At 72.1% G+C, this 22,006-nt stretch carries 10 protein-coding genes; 9 read left to right on the top strand and 1 reads right to left on the bottom strand.

The window, feature by feature from the left end; all coding sequences use genetic code 11:
- The first annotated feature begins 1 nt into the window (after position 1).
- Complete coding sequence (locus tag ACZ7CH_RS28105) at positions 2-961, top strand: alpha/beta fold hydrolase (RefSeq protein WP_360384598.1); 960 nt, start codon at positions 2-4, stop codon at positions 959-961.
- Positions 962-1,012: 51 nt separating this feature from the next.
- On the opposite strand, the gene ACZ7CH_RS28100 is transcribed toward ACZ7CH_RS28105, so the two are convergent.
- Complete coding sequence (locus ACZ7CH_RS28100; protein ID WP_470375344.1) at positions 1,013-2,245, bottom strand: helix-turn-helix domain-containing protein; 1,233 nt, start codon at positions 2,243-2,245, stop codon at positions 1,013-1,015.
- Positions 2,246-2,367: 122 nt separating this feature from the next.
- On the opposite strand from ACZ7CH_RS28100, the gene ACZ7CH_RS28095 reads away from it, so the two are divergent.
- From ACZ7CH_RS28095 to ACZ7CH_RS28060, 8 genes are all read left to right on the top strand, one after another.
- Entirely contained in the window at positions 2,368-3,315 is a 948-nt protein-coding gene (locus ACZ7CH_RS28095; RefSeq protein ID WP_458432710.1) for an alpha/beta hydrolase, read from the top strand.
- An 80-nt stretch (positions 3,316-3,395) separates the two neighbouring features.
- Positions 3,396-4,466, top strand: coding sequence for a FecCD family ABC transporter permease (locus tag ACZ7CH_RS28090; RefSeq protein ID WP_470375343.1), 1,071 nt, complete (start codon positions 3,396-3,398; stop codon positions 4,464-4,466).
- Positions 4,463-5,536, top strand: a complete 1,074-nt coding sequence (locus ACZ7CH_RS28085) for a FecCD family ABC transporter permease (protein WP_470375342.1) — start codon at positions 4,463-4,465, stop codon at positions 5,534-5,536. Before ACZ7CH_RS28090 ends, ACZ7CH_RS28085 begins: the two co-directional genes overlap by 4 nt.
- A gap of 29 nt (positions 5,537-5,565) precedes the next feature.
- Positions 5,566-6,399 (top strand): ABC transporter ATP-binding protein, encoded by an 834-nt coding sequence (locus tag ACZ7CH_RS28080; protein WP_360384608.1) that lies wholly within the window; start codon positions 5,566-5,568, stop codon positions 6,397-6,399.
- A gap of 104 nt (positions 6,400-6,503) precedes the next feature.
- Positions 6,504-7,526, top strand: a complete 1,023-nt coding sequence (locus ACZ7CH_RS28075) for an iron-siderophore ABC transporter substrate-binding protein (RefSeq protein WP_470375341.1) — start codon at positions 6,504-6,506, stop codon at positions 7,524-7,526.
- A gap of 34 nt (positions 7,527-7,560) precedes the next feature.
- Positions 7,561-9,354 (top strand): ABC transporter ATP-binding protein, encoded by a 1,794-nt coding sequence (locus ACZ7CH_RS28070; protein WP_470375340.1) that lies wholly within the window; start codon positions 7,561-7,563, stop codon positions 9,352-9,354.
- 29 nt (positions 9,355-9,383) lie between these two features.
- Positions 9,384-20,303, top strand: a complete 10,920-nt coding sequence (locus ACZ7CH_RS28065; RefSeq protein ID WP_470375339.1) for a non-ribosomal peptide synthetase — start codon at positions 9,384-9,386, stop codon at positions 20,301-20,303.
- A complete protein-coding gene (locus ACZ7CH_RS28060; RefSeq protein ID WP_470375338.1) occupies positions 20,290-21,993 on the top strand; it encodes an ABC transporter ATP-binding protein in 1,704 nt (567 codons plus the stop codon). The genes ACZ7CH_RS28065 and ACZ7CH_RS28060 overlap by 14 nt, the downstream gene beginning before the upstream one ends.
- Positions 21,994-22,006: the final 13 nt, after the last annotated feature.

Below are 22,006 nucleotides of genomic sequence, written 5' to 3'. Positions count from 1 at the left end.
GATGGAGTTGAACAGACGCGGCGTCTTCGCACTGGGCGCCGCACTCGCCGCGGGCACGGGGGTCGCGGGCACCGGGGTCGCGAACGCGGAGGGCGCCGGGGCGAAGCACGCGGAACCGAACCTGCCCGGGTTCAAGCACAACTACGCGCGGGTGAACGGCGTCCGCCTGCACTACGTCACGGGTGGCAGCGGCGAGCCGCTTGTGCTGCTGCCGGGGTGGCCGCAGACGTGGTGGCTCTACCACAAGATCATGCCCGCGCTGGCCGCCCGGTACCGGGTGATCGCGGTGGACCTGCGCGGCATGGGCGGTTCGGACAAGCCGCAGTCCGGGTTCGACAAGAAGACGATGGCGACCGACATCCACGAGCTGGTGCGCGCGCTCGGGTACAGCAAGGTCAACGTCGTCGGCCACGACCTGGGCAGCATGGTGGCGTTCGCGTTCGCCGCGAACTTCCCCGCGGCCGTCGACAAGGTCGCGTTCATGGACGTGCTGCACCCGGACGAGAGCTTCTACCACATCCCGCTGCTCCCGCCGCCCGGCGGATTCAGCCTGTGGTGGTTCGCGTTCAACCAGGTGCAGGCCCTGCCGGAGCAGCTGCTCGCCGGCCGGTTCCGACACCTCGCCGACTGGCTGTTCGCGAACACCGCGTTCACGCCGGCCGCGATCGACGAGCGGTCCCGCCAGATCTACGCGCGGTCTTACAACTCACCGGACGCGATCCGCGCGAGCAACGGCTGGTACCAGGCGTTCCACCAGGACATCGCCGACGGCAAGACCTACGCCAAGCTCGTCCCGCCGGTGCTGGGCCTCGCGTCCGTCTCGTCCTACGACCAGTTCCTGGGCGCGCTGCCGGCCGTGGCGAACGACTTCCAGGTCGTGCGGGTCGACGGCTCCGGCCACTGGCTCGCCGAGGAGCAGCCCGACTTCGTGGCACGGGCGCTCACCGAGTTCTTCGGCTGACCGCCCAGCGGCAGCGGGACGACCGCGGGCGCCGGGAGTGCGCCTGCCGGATCAGCCGGACCCGTTGTCCCGCAACCGGCGCAGCAGCAGCGCGAGGTGCAGCCGAAACCGCCCGCCCGCCGAGTCGACCTCGAACCCGAGCACCGTCTCGGCGCGGGCCAGCCGGACGGTCATGGTGCTGTGGTGGCGGTGCAGCACGGCGGCGGCCTTGCGCACCGATCCGGTGGCGCACAACGCGTCCAGTGCCGCGAGCGTGTCGGGCTGGACAGCGGCCAGCCGGTCGAGTGCGCGGACGTCGTCGAGCGCGGCGACGTCGTCCCGGTCGACTCGCTCGGCCACCAGCGCGAGGCCGCCGAGCCGGTCCCACCACACCACGGGTTCGCTGTCCGCGGTGAACCGCAACGCCTTCAGCGCGTCCTGCCACGACCGGGCCGCCTCGATCGCGGGCACCACCGGCCCGACGCCGACCCGCACCCCGGCGGCGCCTGGCAGCCCTGCAACGCCCGGTGCCCAGGCGGCATCCGGCACCCCGGCGGCATCCGGCGGCCCGACGACGCCTGGCATCCCTGCGGTGCCCGGCAGCCCTGCAACGCCCGGCGCCCAAGCGGCATCCGGCACCCCGACGGCGCCTGACACCCCGACGGCACCCGGCAGCCCGACGGCACCCGGCAGCCCGACGGCACCCGGAAACCCGACGGCACCCGGCACCTCGGCGGAGTCCGGCACGTCCGTGCTCAGCACCGCCCGCACGCTGCCCAGCACCACCGACCGCCCCGGCAGGTCGCCGGTGGTGGCCAGCACCCGCAACCGGCTCGTGGCGGCGATGCCGAGCAGGTGCAGCGCCCGCGAGCGCTCCGCCGTGCCGGCGCCCTCCGAGAGCACCAGCTCCACCAGCGCGGGATCGCCCAGTTCGGGCAACGGCACGCTGGAGTGGTCCAGCAGCACGGCGGCGGCGATGGCGAACCGTTCAAGCAGCATGTCGTCCAACGGCGCGGGCGCGCCCTCGCGGGCCACCCACACGTCGGCGCCGCCCTCCAGTGCGCGGACCGCTGCACGTGCGGGAGCCGGTGCGGCCGTCACGCCGGTGCCAGGGGCGGCGCGCAGCACCAGGCCCTGGCCGGGGGCCCGCAGGCCGACCGGGCAGCCGGCCAGCTCGGCCGTGCTGTGCACCAGGGTGTCGAGGCCGGAGCGCTCGGTGATCAGGCGGTCGAAGAACCCGATCACCCGCACGGCGTTCTCGGCATCGGCGTCCAACCCGGACAGCCGCAGCAGCAGGCCCTTCATCCCGTCACGATAGCCCCGCGGGACGGCCGCACCGGGCGATCCGCCACCTGGCTGTCCCGGAGCGCCGATCCCCCGCCACGTGTCGGCTGCCGCCGGAGCTGGAACGGCTCCATGATCGGTGCATGAGCTACGCCATCGACCCGGAACTGCTGCCCTGGCTCGACATGCTGCCCGCACTGCGGTTCACCGACCACGAGGAGCTGCTGGCCGCCCGCGCCAGGCAGTCCGAGCTCCTCGCCGCCATGCCGACGTACGAACCGGTGAACGCGATCGACGTCCGCGACACCACCGTGCCGGGACCCGACGGCGCGCCGGACGTGCCGGTGCGGGTCTACTCACCGACCAGGGACGCGCAGCCCGTGCCCGGCCTGCTCTACATCCACGGCGGCGGGTTCATCGTCGGCGACCTCGACATGTTCCACTCCTCCGTGCTGCGCATGGTCGACGAGCTCGGCGTCGTCGTCGTGTCGGTGGACTACCGGCTGGCACCGGAGCACCCGTTCCCGGCACCGGTCGAGGACTGCTACGCGGCCCTGCGGTGGCTCTCGGCCAACGCGGCCGAGCTGGGCGTCGACCCCGGACGCATCGGCGTGGCCGGGGAGAGCGCGGGCGGCGGGCTGTCCGCCGGGGTCGCGCTGCTGGCCCGCGACCGGGGCGGGCCCGCGCTGTGCTTCCAGCTGCTCGGCATCCCCGAGCTGGACGACCGCCTCGACACCGAGTCCATGCGCGACTACGTGGACACGCCGCTGTGGAACCGGCCCAACGCGATCTTCAGCTGGGCCAGCTACCTCGGTGGTGCCGAGGAGGTCTCGCCCTACGCCGCGCCCGCCCGCGCCACCGACCTGTCCGGGTTGCCGCCCGCGTTCGTGACCGTCTGCCAGTTCGACCCGCTGCGCGACGAGGGCATCGAGTACGCCCGCCGGCTCGCGCACGCGGGGGTGCAGGCCGAGCTGCGCCTCTACCCCGGCACGTTCCACGGGTCGAGCCTCGTCGAGAGCGCGGAGGTCTCGCGGCGGATGTTCACCGACGAGCTGGACGCGCTGCGCCGGGGACTGCGGATCACGGGCTGACCGGGGGCCGGGCCAGGCACGCGGTCACGTGATCGACGCGCGTCACCCACTTAGGTAAGGGTGAGCTAACGTAGCGGCTCGTGAGCATCGTGGTGGAGCAACGCGGACTCGACCCCGCACCGGGCGGTGGGGGCGCCGGCCCGCGACGGCGCAGGCTGCTGGGACTCGTCCTCCTGGTGGTCCTGCTCGCCGCCACCGCGGTGCTCTCCACGACGATCGGCGCACGGGCGCTCAGCCCGGCGCAGGTGTGGCAGGGGCTGTTCGGCGACCCCGGCACCGACCAGCGGCTCACCGAGATCGCGCTGATCATCCACACGTCGCGCATCCCGCGCACGGTCCTCGCGGTCGTGGCGGGGCTCGCGCTCGGGGTCGCCGGTGCGCTGATCCAGGGCCACACCCGCAACCCGATCGCCGACACCGGCCTGCTGGGCGTCAACTCCGGCGCGTCGTTCGCGGTGGTGCTCGCGGTCTACCTCTTCGGCCTGCAGAACCCGCTGCAGTACCTGTGGTTCGCGCTGGCCGGTGCCGCGGCGGCCGGTGTGGTCGTGTTCGGGCTGGCGAGCCTCGGCCGCGGCTCGGGCAACCCGCTGACGCTCGCGCTGGCCGGGCAGGGCGTCACGATCTTCCTCGCCGCGATGACGACGGCGGTGGCGTTGCAGGACAAGGCGTCGCTGGACGTGCTGCGGTTCTGGAACGCCGGTTCGGTGCAGGGCGTCGGCTGGAACGTCATCGCGGTCGCCGGGGCGTTCGTCGCCGCCGGACTGGTGCTGGCGGTGGTGAACCTGCCGACGCTCAACCTGCTCAACCTCGGTGACGACGTGGCGCGCGGGCTCGGCGTGAACATCGCGGCCGGGCGGACCGTCGGCGTACTGGCGATCACGTTGCTCGCCGGCGCGGCCACGGCGGCGTGCGGGCCGATTGCGTTCCTCGGGCTGATGGTCGCGCACATCGCGCGCTGGATCACCGGCCCCGACTACCGGTTCCTGGTTCCGTTCGCGGGGCTGCTCGGCGGGGTCCTGCTGCTGGTGGCGGACATCGCCGGCCGGCTGGTCGTGCGCCCGGCGGAACTGCAGGCGGGCATCGTCGTCGCGCTGCTCGGCGCCCCGTTCTTCGCGGTGCTGGTGTGGCTCGGGAAGTTCAGGCAGGCATGAGCACCCCCGCGGCCGACCCGGCCACCGAGAAGATGCCCGCGGGCCTGCGCCTGGGCGGCTGGTCCTGGGTCTGGCGGCCCTGGCTCGTGCTCGCCGCGGTGGTGCTCGCCGCAGCCACGTTCCTGCTGTTCTGCGTGTCCATCGCGGTCGGCGACTTCACGATCGACCTGCCCGCCGTGGTCAGGACGATCTTCGGCCAGGGCGAGCGGGTCGACGAGTTCGTGGTCATGGAACTGCGCATGCCGCGCTCGCTCATCGGCCTGATCGTCGGCGTCGCGCTCGGCATCTCCGGTGCGCTCACCCAGTCGATCGCCCGCAACGCGCTCGCGAGCCCGGACGTCCTCGGCATCACCACGGGTGCCGGCGCGAGCGCGATCTTCGTGGTGACCACGTCGGGTGGCGCGGTGGTCGGCGGGTCGATCGGGCTGCCCGCGGCGGCGCTGGCCGGTGGCCTCGGCACCGGGCTGCTCGTCTACTTCCTCGCCTGGCGGAAGGGCATCGACGGGTTCCGGCTGATCCTGATCGGCGTCTCGGTGAGCGCGATGATGACGGCGCTGACGACGTGGCTGCTGGTGCTGGCCGACATCCGCGACGTCGCCCGCGCGCAGTCGTGGCTGGTCGGGTCGCTCGACTCGCGGTCGTGGGCCGAGGTGTGGACGACGCTGTGGATCACAGTCGCGCTGGTCGTGGTCGTGCTGGCGGTCTCGTTCCACCTGCGCCCCATGCACTTCGGTGACGACGTCGCCGCCGGCCTGGGCGTGCGGTACTCGCTCGTGCGGGCGGTGCTGCTGCTGTGCGCGGTCCTGCTCGCCGGAGTCGCGGTGTCGGCGGCCGGTCCGGTGCCGTTCGTCGCACTGGTCGCGCCGCAGATCACGATGCGGCTGCTGCGCACTCCGGTGCCGCCGCTGGTCGCGTCCGGGCTCTTCGGCGCGCTGCTGCTGATCGGTTCCGACCTGATCGCGCGGCAGGTGCTGCCCAACGACCTGCCCGTCGGCATCGTGACCGCGATGATCGGCGGCCCGTTCCTCGTCTACCTGCTGGTGCGCGCGAATGTGAAGCGTCCTGCCTGAGGTGAGCCTCAGTTAAGTAAGGTTGACCTATGACCGCGATGCGCAACGATGTCGCCCGGCTGGGCGCCCAGGGCGTCACGGTCGGGTACGCCGACCGGGTCGTGCTCGACGACCTGGACGTCGCCATCCCGACCGGGGTGATCACCACGGTGATCGGGCCGAACGGCTGCGGCAAGTCGACGCTGCTGCGGACGTTGTCCCGGCTGCTCAAACCGCGCCGGGGCACGGTGCTGCTGGACGGCGACGACATCGCGCGGCTGCGGACGAAGGACGTGGCGAAGCGGATGGGCCTGCTGCCGCAGACCCCGATCGCGCCGGAGGGCCTGACGGTCGCCGACCTGGTCGCGCGGGGCCGGCACCCGCACCAGAGCTGGGTGCGGCAGTGGTCGTCGGACGACGCGGAGATCGTGGCGAGAGCGCTGGCCATGACCGGTGTCTCCGACCTCGCGCACCGGCCGGTCGACTCGCTGTCGGGCGGGCAGCGGCAGCGGGTGTGGATCTCCATGACCCTGGCGCAGGGCACCGACCTGCTGCTGCTCGACGAGCCGACGACCTACCTCGACCTCGCGCACGCCATCGACGTGATCGACCTCGTCGACGACCTGCACGAGAACGGCTGCACGATCGTGATGGTGCTGCACGACCTGAACCTGGCCGTCCGCTACAGCGACAACCTGATCGTCATGAAGCAGGGGTCGATCGTCGCCCAGGGCCACCCGAGCCAGGTGATCACCAGCGAGCTGCTGCTGGACACGTTCGGCCTGCAGGCGAAGGTCATCGACGACCCCGTCTCGGAAAGGCCGCTGATCGTGCCGATCGGCCGGACGCACGTGGTATCGAAGAGTGACCAAGGACTAGGTTAGCCTGTCCTAACTGGGTGATAAGGTTCGGCTGTCCTAAATTTCCCCCGCCGCGTGGGCAGCGAAGATCGAGGTGCCGAATGGGCTTCAACCGTCCGAGAACAGCCATGACCTGGAAGCGGCTGACCGCTGTGGCCGCCGCCGTGGTCGTCGGCGGCAGCGTGCTCGCCGGGTGCGGCTCTTCCCAGCCGGCGTCCACGCCCGAGGGTGGCAACGCGAGCGGTGGCACGTTCCCGGCCAAGGTCGAGCACTTCTTCGGCACGACCGAGATCAAGGAGGCCCCGAAGCGGGTCGTCTCCCTCGGCTACACCGACGAGCAGACGATGCTCGCGCTCGGCACGGTCCCGGTCGGCATGGTCGACCAGTACCCGAACCCCGAGGGCACCAGCCCCGACGTCAACACCCAGTGGCCGTGGGTGAAGGACAAGTGGGGCTCGACCAAGCCCGAGGTCGTCATGAAGAACGGCGACACCGAGCCCAACTACGAGAAGATCGCGCAGCTGCGCCCCGACCTGATCATCGCGGTCTACTCCGAGGCCGACCAGGCCTGGTACGACAAGCTCAGCAAGATCGCCCCGACGGTCGGCCGCCCCAAGGGCGAGGCCGAGGCGTTCAGCGGCAAGTGGCAGGACACCACCCTGCAGATCGCCAAGGCGCTGGGCAAGCAGACCGAGGGCGAGAAGATCATCAAGTCGGTCGACGACAAGTTCGCCGAGATCAAGAAGGCCAACCCGGACTGGGCGAACCAGACCGCGGTCGTCACCTCCTGGTACAAGGACGCCATTGCGCCGTTCGCCACGACCGACGTGCGCAGCCAGCTCGTGACCGGCATGGGCTTCAAGGGCAACACGAAGGTCGACGAGGTCGCGGGCGGCAAGTTCTTCACCACGCTGTCCCCCGAGCGCATCGACGTGATGAACGTCGACCGCATCTTCGTGATCGCCGACAAGGCCGACGCGGACAAGCTGAAGTCGTTCGAGCTCTTCGCGAACCTGCCCGCCGTCAAGGCGGGCAAGGTGTCGTGGCTGCTCGACAGCGAGGGCCCCGCGATCGGTGCCGCGATGTCGCAGGCCACGCTGGCCTCGCTGCCGTACGCGATCGACGAGATCGCCAAGTCCGCGAAGTCGTAGTACCCGCTCAACCCCTGCGAAAGGCCTCCGAACAGTGAGCACCACCGCGTCCGCGCCCGTGACCATCCTGCGCACGGCGACCGGACGGGAGGCCCTCCGCTGGGTGTACGACCACTGCCGCACCACCCCGCTGCTGCCGATCGCCACCGTGCTGGCGACGGTGGCCGGGGCGGTGCTGCAGGTGGTCCCGGTGTTCCTGCTGGGCACCGTCGTGGACGGCGTGCAGCAGGGCCGTGACCCGGCGGTGCTGTGGTCCATCGGCACCACCACGGTCCTGGCCGCGCTGGGCGGGGCCGTCATGACCTCCGTGTCGACCTACCTGGTCGGCCGGGTGGGCGCAGATTTGCTGGCACGCCTGCGGGAAGGCGCTGTCCGCGCGGTGCTGGGGATGCCGAGCGCGCGGATCGAACAGGTCGGCCGCGGTGACGTGCTGTCCCGCGTGGGCGACGACGTCGCCGTGATCTCCAAGGGTTTCCGCACCGCGATCCCGACGATCTTCTCCGCGACCGTGCTGGTCGTGATCGCCACGGCCGGCATGTTCGGCCTGGACTGGCGGCTCGGGCTCGCCGGTGCGATGGCACTGCCCGCCTACTGGTGGGCGTTGCGCTGGTACCTGCCGCGCTCGCAGCCGCTCTACCGCGCCCGGTCCGAGGCGCAGGCCGACCGCGCGCAGGCGTTGATCAGCGGCCTCGACGGCATCGACACCGTGCGGGCCTACCGGCTGGAGAGCGCGTTCCGGGACAGAGTGACCGCCGAGTCGTGGCGGGTGCGCAACATCGGCATCGACGTCTTCCGGTTCTTCGGCCGGTTCATCGGCCGCGAGAACCGCGCCGAGTTCATCGGCCTCGGCCTGATCATCGTGGTCGGCTACCTGCTGGTGGCGAACGGGCAGTCGACGCTGGGCCAGGTGTCGGTGGCCGCGCTGCTGTTCCACCGGTTGTTCAACCCGCTCGGGCTGATCATGGCGTTCTTCGACGAGGCGCAGAAGTCCGGCGCGGGCCTGACCCGGCTGGTCGGCGTGCTGTCGGAGTCCGACGGCGACCAGCTCGTGCGCAGCGCGGTGGCCGTGGACGCGAACGCGCGGCCGCTGCCCGTGTCGGTGCGCGGGCTTTCCTTCCGCTACCCCGAGTCCGACCACGTGGTGCTGCGGGACGTGGACCTGGAGATCCCCGCGGGCACGTCGCTGGCGCTCGTCGGCGCGACCGGTGCGGGCAAGACGACCCTGGCGGCCCTGGTCGCGGGCACCGGCACCCCGCTGACCGGGTCGGTGCACATCGGCGGGACCGACCTCGCGGACGTGGACGAGGCGGGCGCGCGGGCGTTGGTGAGCATCCTGACCCAGGAGGCGCACGTCTTCGCCGGCCCGCTCGCGGAGGACCTGCGGCTGGCCGCCCCCGACGCGACCGACGACGAGCTGATGGCCGCCCTGCGCACCGTCGGCGCCGCCGGGTGGGTGCAGGCGCTGCCCGACGGCCTGCGGACCGACGTCGGCGAGGGCGGCGAACGCCTCGACGTGACCAAGATCGCCCAGATCGCGCTGGCCCGCCTCGTGCTGGGCCGCTCCCCCGTCGTCGTGCTGGACGAGTCGACAGCGGAGGCGGGCAGCCAGGGCGCCGCACAGCTGGAGAAGGCGGCGCTGGCGGCCTGCCGGGGCCGGACGACGCTGCTCGTGGCGCACCGGCTCACCCAGGCCGTCGCCGCGGACCGGATCGCGGTGCTCGACGCGGGCCGCGTGGTGGAGCTGGGCACCCACGACGAGCTGGTCGCGCGTGACGGGCGTTACGCCCGGCTTTGGGCCGCTTGGCGACTCGGCTCCGCGACCACTTAGGTTAGGCTCACCTTCACCGAGATGAGGGGATGGCTGAGTCGTCGATGGAACTGGTGGCCGACCGTGACGTGCTTCTTCCGACCGCCCGGATCGACTCCGTCCGGCGCCGCGCCGGCGAGTACCCGCAGCGGACCGTCGCCGTCGCCGCAGCCGTCGCGCTGAACCACTGGGCGGACCCCGGTCTGCGGGTCGACGGCCTGGACCTCTCCCCCGCCACGCTCTTCGGCGACCTGCTCGTCTGGGCGGACAAGGGCGAGGACGCCGCGCGGTGGAACGTCACCGAGCGCCAGGAGGGCTGGACGATCGGCCTTCCCGCGGGCGTCGCGCTCGACGAGGCGCAACGGGCGCTGGACGACCTGGCCGAGTTCCCGAACCGGGCGATCGGCACGATGACCGCCCAGACCCCCGGCGACCGGCTCGCGGAGCTGGCCAGGTGGAACGACAACGACCTCCCGCGCGACCGGCCGAGCATCGTCGAGCTGTTTCGCGCCCAGGCAGCCGAACGCCCCGGCGCCGTCGCGGTCAACGACGGCGACCGCGCGTTCACCTACGGCCAGGTGCTCGCGCTGTCCAACCAGCTGGCCCGCCACCTCCTCGACCGCGACCTGCGGCCGGAGCAGGTCGTCGGCATCTCGCTCGACCGGTCGGCGGAGATGGTCGTGGGCCTGCTCGCCGTGCTCCAGGCCGGTGGCGCGTTCGTGCCGCTGGACCCGCAGTGGCCGGCCTCCCGCCGCGAGTCGGTGATCACCGACGCCGGGGTCGTCCTGCTGCTCGGCAGCGGTCAGGACGGTGAACCCGAGGCGGTGCGGGTCTCGTTGGAGGACTGGGACTTCAGCGCGTACTCCGCTGACCCGACCGACGTCGAGGTCGGTGGCGCGCAGCTCGCGTACGTGATGTTCACGTCCGGTTCGACCGGCCGCCCCAAGGGCGCGATGATCCGGCACGAGGCGATCAGCGAGCGGCTGCTGTGGCAGGTGCACCAGATCCTCCACTTCGGACACTCCGACGCGTCGCTGTTCAAGGCGCCGCTGTCGTTCGACATCTCGATCAACGAGATCTTCCTGCCGCTGGTGTGCGGCGGGCGGACCGTCGTCGTGCGCTCCGGCGGGGAACGCGACCCGCACCACCTGCTGCGCACGATCGACCGGCACCGGGTGACGTTCGTGTACCTGGTGTCGTCGATGCTGGACGTGCTGCTGAACATCGCCTCGGACGGCGAGCTGGCCAGCCTGCGGCACGTGTGGTGCGGCGGCGAGGTGCTCACGCCCGAGCTGTACGAGCGGTTCCGCACGCAGCTCGACATCCCGATGTACCACGGCTACGGGCCCGCCGAGGCCACGATCGGCGTCTCGCACGTGATCTACCGCGGCGAGGCGGAGCGGCTGTCGACGTCGATCGGCAAGGCCAACCCGAACACCGACCTGTACGTGCTCGACGACGAGCTGCGGCCGTGCCCGGTCGGCGTCGGCGGCGAGCTGTACATCGGTGGGTTCCTGCTGGGCCGCGGGTACGTGAACGCGCCGGGTCTCACGGCTTCCCGGTTCGTCGCGAACCCGTTCGCCACCGACGGTTCCCGGCTCTACCGGACCGGTGACCTGGCGCGGTTCGCCGCCGACGGGTCGCTCGACTTCCTCGGCCGGGTCGACAACCAGGTCAAGATCCGCGGCATGCGGCTGGAGCTGGAGGACGTCGAGGTCGCCCTCGCCGAGCACCCCGGGGTCCGGCACACCTGTGTCGTGGTGAGGAAGAACTCCGCGGGCGGCAACTACCTCGTCGGGTACGTGATCCCGGTGACCGAGGGCCTGACCGCCGACGAGGTCAAGCGCTGGGCGGCCGAGCACCTCGTCGAGTACATGGTGCCCGCCCACGTCGTCGTGATGAGCGAGTTCCCGTTGACCCCCAACGGGAAGCTCGACCGGCGCGCGCTGCCGGAGCCGGTGGTGGACACCGGCCCGGTGACGGCCGCCGCCACCGACGACGAGGCCGTCATCTGCGCCGCCGTCGCGTCGGTGCTGCGGGTCGAGGCGGTCGGTGCCGACCAGGACTTCTTCGAGCTGGGCGGCGACAGCATCCTCGCGATCTCGCTGCTGAGCGCGCTGCGGGCCGAGGGCGTCTTCGTCACGGCCACGCAGATCTTCGTCCACCGCACGCCGCGCGCGCTCGCCGCCGTCGCCACCCGTGACGGCGGTGCGGTGGCCGACCACGACGACGTGCCGACCGGTCCGGTGGCCGGGCTGCCGATCGTGCAGTGGCTGGGCGAGACCACCGACGCGATCGACGGGTTCGTGCAGTCGGTCGTGCTGAACACCCCCGCCGATCTGACCGCCGAGGCTTTGACGCGGATTCTCGACGCCCTGGTGGCACGCCACGACATGCTGCGCGCCAAGCTCGTGCGCGGCACGCGGTGGTCGTTCGACGTCCTGGAGACCGGTGCGGCGCTGTGGGAGGAGAGCACCGCCTCGCTGGAGGACTGCGTCACGGCGGCGACCGAGGGCCTGAACCCGGACGCCGGGATCATGCTGCGCGCGGTGTGGCGGTCCGGTGCGCGGCAGCTCGTGCTCGTCGTCCACCACGTGGTGGTCGACGGCGTGTCGTGGCGAATCCTGTTCGACGACCTGGCGCTGGCGTGGCAGCAGGTGTCCTCGGGTGCGCCGGTGGAGCTGCGGCCGGTGGGGACGTCGTTCCGGCGGTGGACGCAACTGCTGGAGCAGGCCGACTTCTCGGCGGACCTGGAGCACTACCGGCGGCCGTTGCCGGGTGCCGACGCGCTGCTCGGCCGTCGTGAGCTGAACGACGACGACGTCGTCGCGCGCGAACGGGTCCGGACGGTCACCGTCGGTGCCGCAGCGACCGCGGCGCTGCTGGGCGACGTGCCGGCGTTGTTCCACGCGAAGGTCAACGACGTGCTGCTGACCGGTCTCGCGGTCGCGCTCGCGAAGTGGCGGCGGGACAACGGCCAGGACCAGACGTTCGCGCACGTCGAGCTGGAGGGCCACGGCCGCGAGGGCCGGTTCGTGCCGCTCGACCCCGACCTGTCCCGCACGGTCGGCTGGTTCACCACGCTGTTCCCGGTGGTCGTCGACCCCGGCACGGTCGACGACCTGCCCGCCGCGCTGAAGAACGTCAAGGAGGACCTCGCTCGGGTGCCGAGCAACGGCGTCTCCTACGGTGCGCTGAAGTACTTGGGGCACACCGAGTTCGGCGGCACGCGGCCACAGGTGCTGTTCAACTACCTGGGCCGGTTCGACGGCGGCGCCACCGGTGACTGGCAGCTCGCGGAGAACGCGGGCCAGCTCGGTGAGAAGCGCGACCCGCGCATGCGGCTGCCGCGGGCGCTGGAGCTCAACGCGAGCGCCGAACCCGGTGACAGCGGTGAGCTGGAGCTCGTCACGGTCCTCTCGTGGCCGGAGGGCGTGTTCACCGACGCCGACGTGGAGCGGATCGGCGGCTACTTCACCGAGGCGCTCCGCGCGCTGGCGGCGTTGACGGAGGGCGGCCACTCCCCGAGCGACTTCGACCTGCTGCCGCTCACCCAGGCCGACGTCGACCTGCTCGACGGCCCGGCGTTGCGCGACGTCCTGCCGCTGACGCCGTTGCAGGAGGGCCTGTACTTCCACTCGATCTTCGACGACGAGTCGTCGCACCGGTACGTCGAGCAGCAGCTGCTGACGTTGACCGGCGCGGTGGACGCCACCCGGCTGGAGGCCGCGGCGGCACGGGTGCTGGAGCTGTTCCCGAACCTGGCCGCCCGGTTCACCGGCCTGCCCGACGGCCGGGTCGTGTCGGTGCTGGAGTCCGGTGTGCGCCCGGAGTTCGCCACGGTGGACGGCCAGGGCATGACCGGCGAGGAGATCGCGGCCTTCGCCGAACGGGACCGGCTGGCCGGGTTCGACCTCGCGCGCGGGCCGTTGATGCGCTTCACGCTGATCCGCACCGCACCCGGCCGGTACGTGCTCGTGCAGACCGTGCACCACATCATCGCCGACGGCTGGTCGGTGCCGCCGATGCTGCGCGCACTGCTCGCCGAGTACGAGGAGCCGGGGTCGGTGCACGTGCGCGGCAGCTACGCCGACTACGTGCGCTGGCTGGTCACGAGCGACGCGGCCGAGAGCGACCGGGTGTGGGCCGCCGAGCTCGCCGGGCTGCCGGGGCCGTCGTTCGTGGCGGAGGGGCACACGCCGTCCGAGCGGTTCGCGGACTCGGTGCTCGACGCCCCCGCGGGCCTCGACGAGTCGGTGCGCGCGGCCGGGGTGCCGCTGAGCGCCGCCGTGCACAGCGCGTGGGGCGTGACGCTGGGTGCGTTGCTGGGCAAGCGGGACGTCGTGTTCGGGTCCACCGTGTCCGGCCGGGACGCCGACGTCCCGGGCATCGCGGACATGGCCGGGTTGTTCATCAACACGATCCCCGTGCGGACGCGGTGGAGCGCTGACACCTCCGCGGCCGAGCTGCTGGCGTCGGTGCGCGACCACCAGACGGCCGTGCTGCCGCACCAGCACGTCTCGCTGACCCGGATCGGGCGGCAGGCCGAGCACGGGTCGGCGTTCGACACGCTCGTGGTGTTCGACGTGGCGACCGACGTGACGGCGTTGAGCGGCCCGTTCACGATCGCCGAGGTCGTCAACGAGGGCGCGCCGCACTACCCGCTGACACTGGTGGTCGAACGCGGCAACGACGGTGCGCTGCGGTTCAACCTCGTCCACGACACGACCGTGGTCAGGTCCGCCGGTGCCGAGGTGCTCCTGCGGGCGTTCACCGGCACGCTGACCGCGCTGCTGTCCGGTTCGCTGGTCACGCCGGTGCTGGAGCAGGCACGCCCGGCGGTCGCGGTGGAGCCGGCCACGCTGGTGGAGCTGTTCGACGCTGCGGCACAACGTGACCCGTCCGCGCGGGCCGTGACGATGTGCCACCTCGACGGCAGCTCGGAGGGCCTGTCGTACGGGGTGCTGGCCGACACCAAGAACCGGTTGGCGCGCTCGCTCGTCAACGCGGGCGTCGGGCCGCACGAGCGGGTGGCCGTGGCGATGCCGCGGTCGTTGCAGCAGGTCGTCTCGCTGCTGGGCATCGTGTCGGCCGGTGGCGCGTACGTGCCGCTGGACCTCGCCTACCCGGACGAGCGGCTGGAGTACGTGCTCGCCGACTCGGCGCCGCAGGTCGTGCTGGTCGAGCGGGAGCACCGGGAGCGGTTCGAACGGCTGCTCGCGCGTGCGGGCGTCACCGCGCGGGTTCTCGTGTACGGCGAGGAGGTGCCGGGTGACGGCGTGCTGCCGTCGTTCGACTGGCGCACCCCGGCCTACGTGATCTACACGTCCGGGTCGACCGGCAAGCCCAAGGGCGTCGTCGTCTCGCACGCGAACGTGGTGGCGCTGCTCGCGAACACCCAGCCGGACATGGACTTCGGCCCCTCCGACGTGTGGACCCAGTTCCACTCGTACTCGTTCGACTTCGCGGTGTGGGAGCTGTGGGGCGCCCTGGTCCACGGCGGCGAGCTGCTCGTCCCCGACCACGGCCTGACCCGGTCGCCGGTCGACTTCCACCGGCTCGTGCGGGCGCGCGGTGTCACCGTGCTCAACCAGACGCCGTCGGCGTTCTACCAGTTCATCGAGGCCGATCGGCTCTCCGACCCGCTGCCCGCGTTGCGGCGTGTGATCTTCGGTGGCGAGGCGCTGGACCTGTCCCGGCTGCGCGGCTGGGTCGAGCGCTACGGCACCGACCGGCCGGAGCTGGTCAACATGTACGGCATCACCGAGACCACCGTGCACGTCACGCACCGGGTGCTGGACTCCGCGGACTTCGAGTCCGGTGCGGTGAGCCCGATCGGCGGCCCGATCCCCGGGCTGCGCACCTACCTGCTGGACTCCTCCCTGCGTCCCGTTCCGCCCGGCCGGGTGGGCGCGATCTACGTGGCCGGCGACCAGCTGTCGCTCGGCTACCACGACCGCCCCGGCCTGACCTCGACCCGGTTCGTCGCGGACCCGTTCGGCGGCGGCCGGATGTACAACACCGGCGACCTCGCGCGCCGCACCCTCGACGGCGAGCTGGAGTTCGTCGGCCGCGCCGACGACCAGGTGCAGCTCAAGGGCTTCCGCATCGAGCTCGGCGAGGTCGAGGCGGCCGTCCGGTCCGTTCCCGGCGTCGTGGACACCGCGGTGACGGTGGCCTCCTCCGCCGACCACCTGGTCGCGCACGTGGTCGGCACGCCTTCCGCTGACGTGGCCGGGTTCCTGGGCGCGAAGCTGCCGGTGCACATGGTGCCGCAGCGGGTGCTGTTCCTGGACGCCCTGCCGCTGACGGTCAACGGCAAGCTGGACCGCAGGGCGCTGGAGGAACGCGCTGCCGGCGAGGTCGAGGCGGTCGCGTCCTCCGACGCTCCGGCGCTGTCCGCTCTCGTCGCGATCTTCGCCGACGTGCTGCCGGGCTCTTCGGTGGACGCCGACACCGACTTCTTCGTCGCGGGCGGCGACAGCATCATCGCGATCGGCGTGGTCAACCGCGCCCGCGCCGCCGGCTTCTCCCTGACCCCGCGCGACCTCTTCCTCCACAAAACCCCCCGCCTCCTCGCTTCGCACGCGGGGCCCTCCCGTGCGCTCCTGGTGAACGAAAGCTCCCCGCGTGCACTCGAAACGGCGGTGGACGGGCCGGTTGTGCCGACGCCGATCGTGCTGCGGCAGCGGGAGCTCGGTGGGGAGCTTCGGCGGTTCGCGCAGGCCAGGCAGGTGGAGTGCGCGTCGCTGGCGGATGCGCAGCGGGCCGCAGAAGCCGTCGTGCGGGCGCACCCGGTGCTGCGGATGCGGCTGACGGTCGCGCACGGGGTGTGGTCGCTCGGAATCGATTCCGACTCGCAGGCCCCCAGGGGGGATCGGGTCCCCACTCCAATCGTCTCAGGCGGGTCTGACAGTTCCGGCGAGCCGCACGTCGGGGTCGCTGTCACCGGCGAGCCGCAGGTCGAGGTGGTCGCCGCCGTCACCGACGACCCGCAGGTCGCCGCCGACGAGGCCGCCGACCGGCTCGACCCCGAAGCCGGTGTCCTGACCGCGTTCACCTGGCTGGAGTCCACCGGCATCCTCGTCGTCGTCATCCACCACCTGGCCGTGGACGCGGTCTCCTGGATGATCCTGCTCGACGACATCACCGCGGCCCTCCGCGGCGAGGACCTGGCGCCGGCCACCACGCCGTTCACCGCCTACGCCGCAGCACTCGCCCTGAGCGCCCACCACACCGCCGACCTGCCCCGCTGGGTCGACGCGCTCGACGCGCCGCCGCTCACCCCGCAGGTCGGCCAGGTCCGCGAGGTGACCGTCAACCTGGCGGCCGACATCACCGACCGCGTCGTCCACACCGCCCCGACCGCGCTCGGGCTTGGGCTGACCGAGCTGCTGGCCGGTGCCCTGCGCACCGCCCTCACCGAGATCCAGGGCACCCCCACGGACCTCACGGTCGAGCTGGAACGCCACGGCCGCGTCCCGGTCGAGGAGCACCACGACTACACGCGCACGGTCGGCTGGTTCACCTCCATCGCGCCCGTGAAGCTGAGCGCGCACACCGACCCGGTCGAGGCGGCACGTGAACTGACCGCCAGGCAGCCCGACGAGCAGCAGCACGTGCGGTACGGGCAGTTGCGCTACCTCAACCCGCAGACCGCGCCGGTGCTCGCCGCGCTGCCCCGCCCGCAGGTGCTGTTCAACTACCTCGGGCGTGGGAGCGAGGCGCAGGCGCTGCACGTCGACGCCGGTCCGCGGCCGGGTCCGTACGCGGTCGAGGTCAACACCTGGGTCGACACCACCACGGGCAGTCTGCGGGCCACGTTCGGGCTCTCCGAGGACGTGTCGGACGAGATCGCGGCACGGTGGCTGCTGGCGCTGGAGCGGATCGCGGACGCCTCGACGACCGCGCGCCGGACCGCGCCGGTGTCGCCGTTGCAGCGCGGGCTGTACTTCCAGGCCGAGCTGGCGCGCAGCGGCGGGCAGTACGTCGCGCAGAGCTGCTTCACGTTCCAGAACCGCCTTGACGCCGATGCGCTCCAGAAGGCCATGGCGCACGTCATCGCCCGGCACCCGGTGGTGGGCGCCGGGTTCGCGGACGAGGACGGTGAACCCGTTCAGGTCCTCGCACCGGGCCGCCAGGTCGCGGTCCGCACGGTCGACGTGCTCAACCAGGACGCCGTGGAGGCGTTGCGGACGGAGGACCGCGGCACGGCCTTCGACCTGGAGAACCCGCCGCTCGTGCGGCTGACCGTGCTGCGGCTGCCGGACGGCCGGGACGCGTTGCTGTTCAGCTACCACCTGCTGCTGTGGGACGGCTGGTCGCGCGAGATCGTGCTGCGCGAGCTGTTCGACGCCTACCGGGCGATCCGGAACGGCGAACCGGTCGACTCCTCCCCCGCCACGCCGAGCTTCGAGAGCTACACCCGCGCGCTGAAGGAAAAAGACGCGCAGGCCGCGGAACGGTTCTGGGCCGGCTACCTCGCCGACCTGCCCGGCCCGACGCTGCTCGGTGACGGGTCCACTTCGGACAGCCTGCCCACGAAGATCGTGCGGACGCTGGACGTCGAGACCTCCGAACGCGTCCGGGACGCCGCGCGCCGGCACGGTGTGACGCTCAACAGCGTCGTCACCGGCGCGCTCGGCCTCCTGCTCGGCAGCGAGACCGGCCGCGGTGACGCGGTGTTCGGCGTGACCGTGTCCGGCCGCGAAGAAGAAGGCACCGACGGGATCGTCGGCGTGCTGCTCAACACCGTGCCGATGCGGGTCACGGCCCGGCCGCACGACACGGCAGCCGCGTTCCTGCGGGGCGTGCAGGCCGGCCGGGTCGACGCGATGGACCACGAGCACGTCGGGCTCGGCGAGATCCAGCGCGCGAGCGGGCAGGACCAGCTCTTCGACACCCTGTTCGTGCTGCAGAACTTCTTGGACGACAGCACGTTCGAGGAATTCAACGCCGTCAACGGCATCGTGGGGCACGAGTCGGAGGACTCGACGCACTACCCGTTCACCTGGGTCGTGACGCCGGGCCGGCAGCTCACGGTCAAGCTGGAGTACCGGCCGGAGGTCACCGATCCCGCGCTGGCGCACCGGTTGTTCGACGAGTACCTGCGGATCGTCGACGACCTCGCCACCACCGACGGCCCGGTCGGCGCGGTCCGCGGCACCGGCCCGCAGCCGGAGCTCCAGCCCTCCAACGACTTCGGCGACCGGACCGTCGTGGACCTGTTCGACGTCGCGGCCGACCGCACCCCGGACCGGATCGCGCTGGTCTCGCACGGCACCACGATGACGTTCGCCGAGCTGCGGGACCGCAGCCGCCACCTCGCTGGCGTGCTGAAGGACCGCGGCATCGGCGTCGAGACGTCGGTCGCCATCGCGGTGCCGCGCTCGCTGGACTGGGTCGTGGCGCTGTTCGGCGTCCTGCGCTGCGGCGCGGCGTACGTTCCGCTGGAGCTGGACCACCCGGACGAGCGGATCGCCGCGATCGTCGAGGACGCGCGGCCCGCGCTGATCATCACGACGCGAGCGGTCGCACCGCGCATCAACGGCACCCTGTTCGAGCTGGACGGACCGTGGCCCGCCGCCGAACCGGTGACCACGTTCGCACCGGACGACCCGAACCGGCTCAGGCACGCGGCCTACACGATCTACACCTCCGGCTCGACCGGCAGGCCCAAGGGCGTGGTGACCGAGTACGCGGGCCTGACCAACATGCTCGTCAACCACCAGCGGCGGATCTTCGAGCCGGTGCTGGCCGAGCACGGGCACCGGACGTTCCGGATCGCGCACACCGTGTCGTTCGCGTTCGACATGTCGTGGGAAGAGCTGCTGTGGCTGGCCGACGGCCACGAGGTGCACATCTGCGACGAGGAGCTGCGCCGCGACGCCACCGGGCTCGTGGAGTACTGCCTGCGGCATGAGGTCGACGTCATCAACGTGACGCCGACCTACGCGCAGCAACTGGTCGCCGAAGGGCTCCTGGCCGGTGAGCACCACCGGCCGGCGCTGGTGCTGCTGGGCGGTGAGGCGGTCACGCCGGCGCTGTGGCAGCTGCTCGCCGACACCCCCGGCACGGTCGGCTACAACCTCTACGGGCCGACCGAGTACACGATCAACACCCTCGGTGTCGGCACGTTCGACTGCGTGGACCCGGTGGTCGGCGTGGCGATCGACAACACCGACGTCTACGTGCTCGACCCGTGGCTGCGGCACGTCCCGGACGGGGTCGCGGGCGAGCTGTACGTCTCCGGCGTCGGCATCGCGCGCGGCTACCTCGGCCAGCCCGGCCAGTCGGCGGAGCGGTTCGTGGCCTGCCCGTGGGTGCCCGGCGAGCGGATGTACCGCACCGGCGACCTGGTGATCCGGCGCCCCGACGGCAACCTGCTGTACCTGGGCCGTACCGACAAGCAGGTCAAGATCCGCGGTCACCGCGTCGAGCTCGGCGAGGTGGAGGCCCGGTTCGCCGCGCACCCGGACGTCCGGTTCGTGGCGGCCGTCGCGCAGTCCGACCCGCAGGTCGACGGCGCGCACCGGCTCGCCGCCTACCTGGTGCTCGCCGACGGCGCGGACATCCCGTCGATCGCCGCCGAGGTCGGGGCGGGGCTGCCGGACTACTTGCGGCCCTCGCACTACGCGCAGGTGGACGCGATCCCGTTGACGGTCAACGGCAAGGCCGACACCTCGGCCTTGCCCGAAGCGCGGCCGCTCGGCACGCTGATGACCAAGGTCGAGGAACGCGAGCTCACCGAGATCGAGACGGTGGTGCGCGAGCTGTTCGCCGAGGCGCTCGACCTCGACGAGGACGAGGTGGGCGTGGCGAGCGGTTTCACCGACCTGGGCGGGCACTCGATGCTCGCGGTGCGGCTGGTCGGTTTGCTCCGCCGCGAGTTCGGCCCGATCATCACCATCCGCGACCTGCTGGCCCTCTCCACCCCCGAAGCGATTGCGCAGCACCTTGACGAACACTGACACCACCCCCGACGTCCGCACCGGCAGGGAGATCCTGCGGATCGCGGTGCGCCGCAACCGGGGCGCGATGACGAGCGGGACCCTGCTGATGGGGTCCTACCAGGCAGCCGAGACCGCGGTGCCGGTCCTGCTCGGCGCGATCGTCGAGTTCGCGTTGCGCGGCGGGCAGCTCAGCTCGCTGGGCCTCGCGCTGCTGGGGCTAGGGCTCGTGATGGCGACGGTGTCGTACTCGTGGCGCTTCGGCATGCGAATCCTGCAGAAGGCCAACACGACCGAGGCGCACCGGTGGCGGGTCGCGGTGGCCGACCGCGGCCTGCAACCGGTGGCGCGCGACGTCGAGCTGAAGTCCGGTGAGGTGCTGACCGTCGCCACCGAGGACGCCGACCAGACCGCGGACATCATCGAGGTGGTGCCGCTGCTGATCGCCTCGCTGGTGTCGATCACGATCGCGGGCGCCGTGCTCGCGGTGATCAGCGTGCCGCTGGGCATCACGGTGTTCGCGGGCACGGCGGCGATCCTGACCGTGCTGAGCGTGATGTCACGGCGGATCGGCACGAGCACGCAGGTGCAGCAGGCGAAGGTGGCGCGGGCCGGCGCGAAGGTGTCGGACCTGATCGCCGGGCTGCGGCCGCTGCACGGTTTCGGCGGCTCGTACCAGGCGTTCCAGGCGTACCGGCGGGTGTCGGACGAGGCCAGGAAGCAGTCGGTCGTGGTCGCGCGGGTCAACGGCGTGTACGCGGGCACGGCGCTGGCGCTGAACTCGTTGCTGGCGGCCGCGGTCACGCTGTGGGCTGGCTGGCTGACGTTCGACGGGCAGATCTCCGTCGGGCAGCTGGTGACGGCGGTCGGCCTGGCGCAGTTCCTGATCGAGCCGCTGAAGCTGTTCTCCGAGATGCCGAAGTACGTGATGATCGCGCGTGCCTCGGCCGACCGGATGGCGCTGGTGCTGGCCGCGCCACCGCGGATGACGCCCGGCGTGGAGGAACCCGGCCCTGACGGCGGGCTCGAAGTCGAGGACGTGCACCACGAGGCGCTGCAAGGGGTTTCGTTCAGCGTGCGGCCCGGCGAGCTCGTCGCGGTGGCGGCCTACCAGCCGCAGGCGGCGGAGGAGCTGGCCGCGGTGCTGTCGGTCGCCGTGCCGCCCGCGGCGTACTCGGGCGTGGTGCGGATCGGCGGGCGCGAGCTGGCGCGGCTGTCGATCGAGGGCATCCGCGGGCACCTGCTGGTGAACCCGGCGCACCACGAGGTGTTCGCGGGAACGTTGCGGGACAACGTGGACCCGTCCGGCACCGCGAAGCTGGTCGACGAGGCCGTGGCGGCGGCGATGCTGACCGACGTCGTGGCGCTGCACGCCGAGGGCCTCGACTACGCCGTGCGCGACCGGGGAGCGAACCTCTCCGGTGGCCAGCGGCAGCGGTTGTCCCTGGCCCGCGCACTGGCCGCGGACCCGGAGGTCCTGGTGCTGCACGACCCGACGACCGCGGTCGACGCGGTCACGGAGCTGCTGATCGCCCGCAACGTCGCCGAGCTGCGCCGCGGCCGGACCACCGTCGTGATCACCAGCAGCCCGGCGCTGCTGGACGCGGCGGACCGCGTGGTGGTGCTCGACAACGGCGTGGTCACCGGTGAGGGCACCCACCACGAGCTGCTCGGCCGGGACGCCGAGTACCAGCTCGCCGTGGCGCGCTGACCACGCCTCCACC

This window comes from Lentzea sp. NPDC037011 (genome assembly GCF_055607425.1).
Note: the sequence above shows the minus strand (reverse complement) of the source record. Positions and strands in the feature narration are given on the sequence as shown.

Coding starts and splice junctions, on each gene's coding strand:
- ACZ7CH_RS28105 (WP_360384598.1), top strand. CDS start 2: ATGGAGTTGAACAGACGCGGCGTCTTCGCACTGGGCGCCGCACTCGCC.
- ACZ7CH_RS28100 (WP_470375344.1), bottom strand. CDS start 2,245: ATGAAGGGCCTGCTGCTGCGGCTGTCCGGGTTGGACGCCGATGCCGAG.
- ACZ7CH_RS28095 (WP_458432710.1), top strand. CDS start 2,368: ATGAGCTACGCCATCGACCCGGAACTGCTGCCCTGGCTCGACATGCTG.
- ACZ7CH_RS28085 (WP_470375342.1), top strand. CDS start 4,463: ATGAGCACCCCCGCGGCCGACCCGGCCACCGAGAAGATGCCCGCGGGC.
- ACZ7CH_RS28080 (WP_360384608.1), top strand. CDS start 5,566: ATGACCGCGATGCGCAACGATGTCGCCCGGCTGGGCGCCCAGGGCGTC.
- ACZ7CH_RS28075 (WP_470375341.1), top strand. CDS start 6,504: ATGACCTGGAAGCGGCTGACCGCTGTGGCCGCCGCCGTGGTCGTCGGC.
- ACZ7CH_RS28065 (WP_470375339.1), top strand. CDS start 9,384: ATGGCTGAGTCGTCGATGGAACTGGTGGCCGACCGTGACGTGCTTCTT.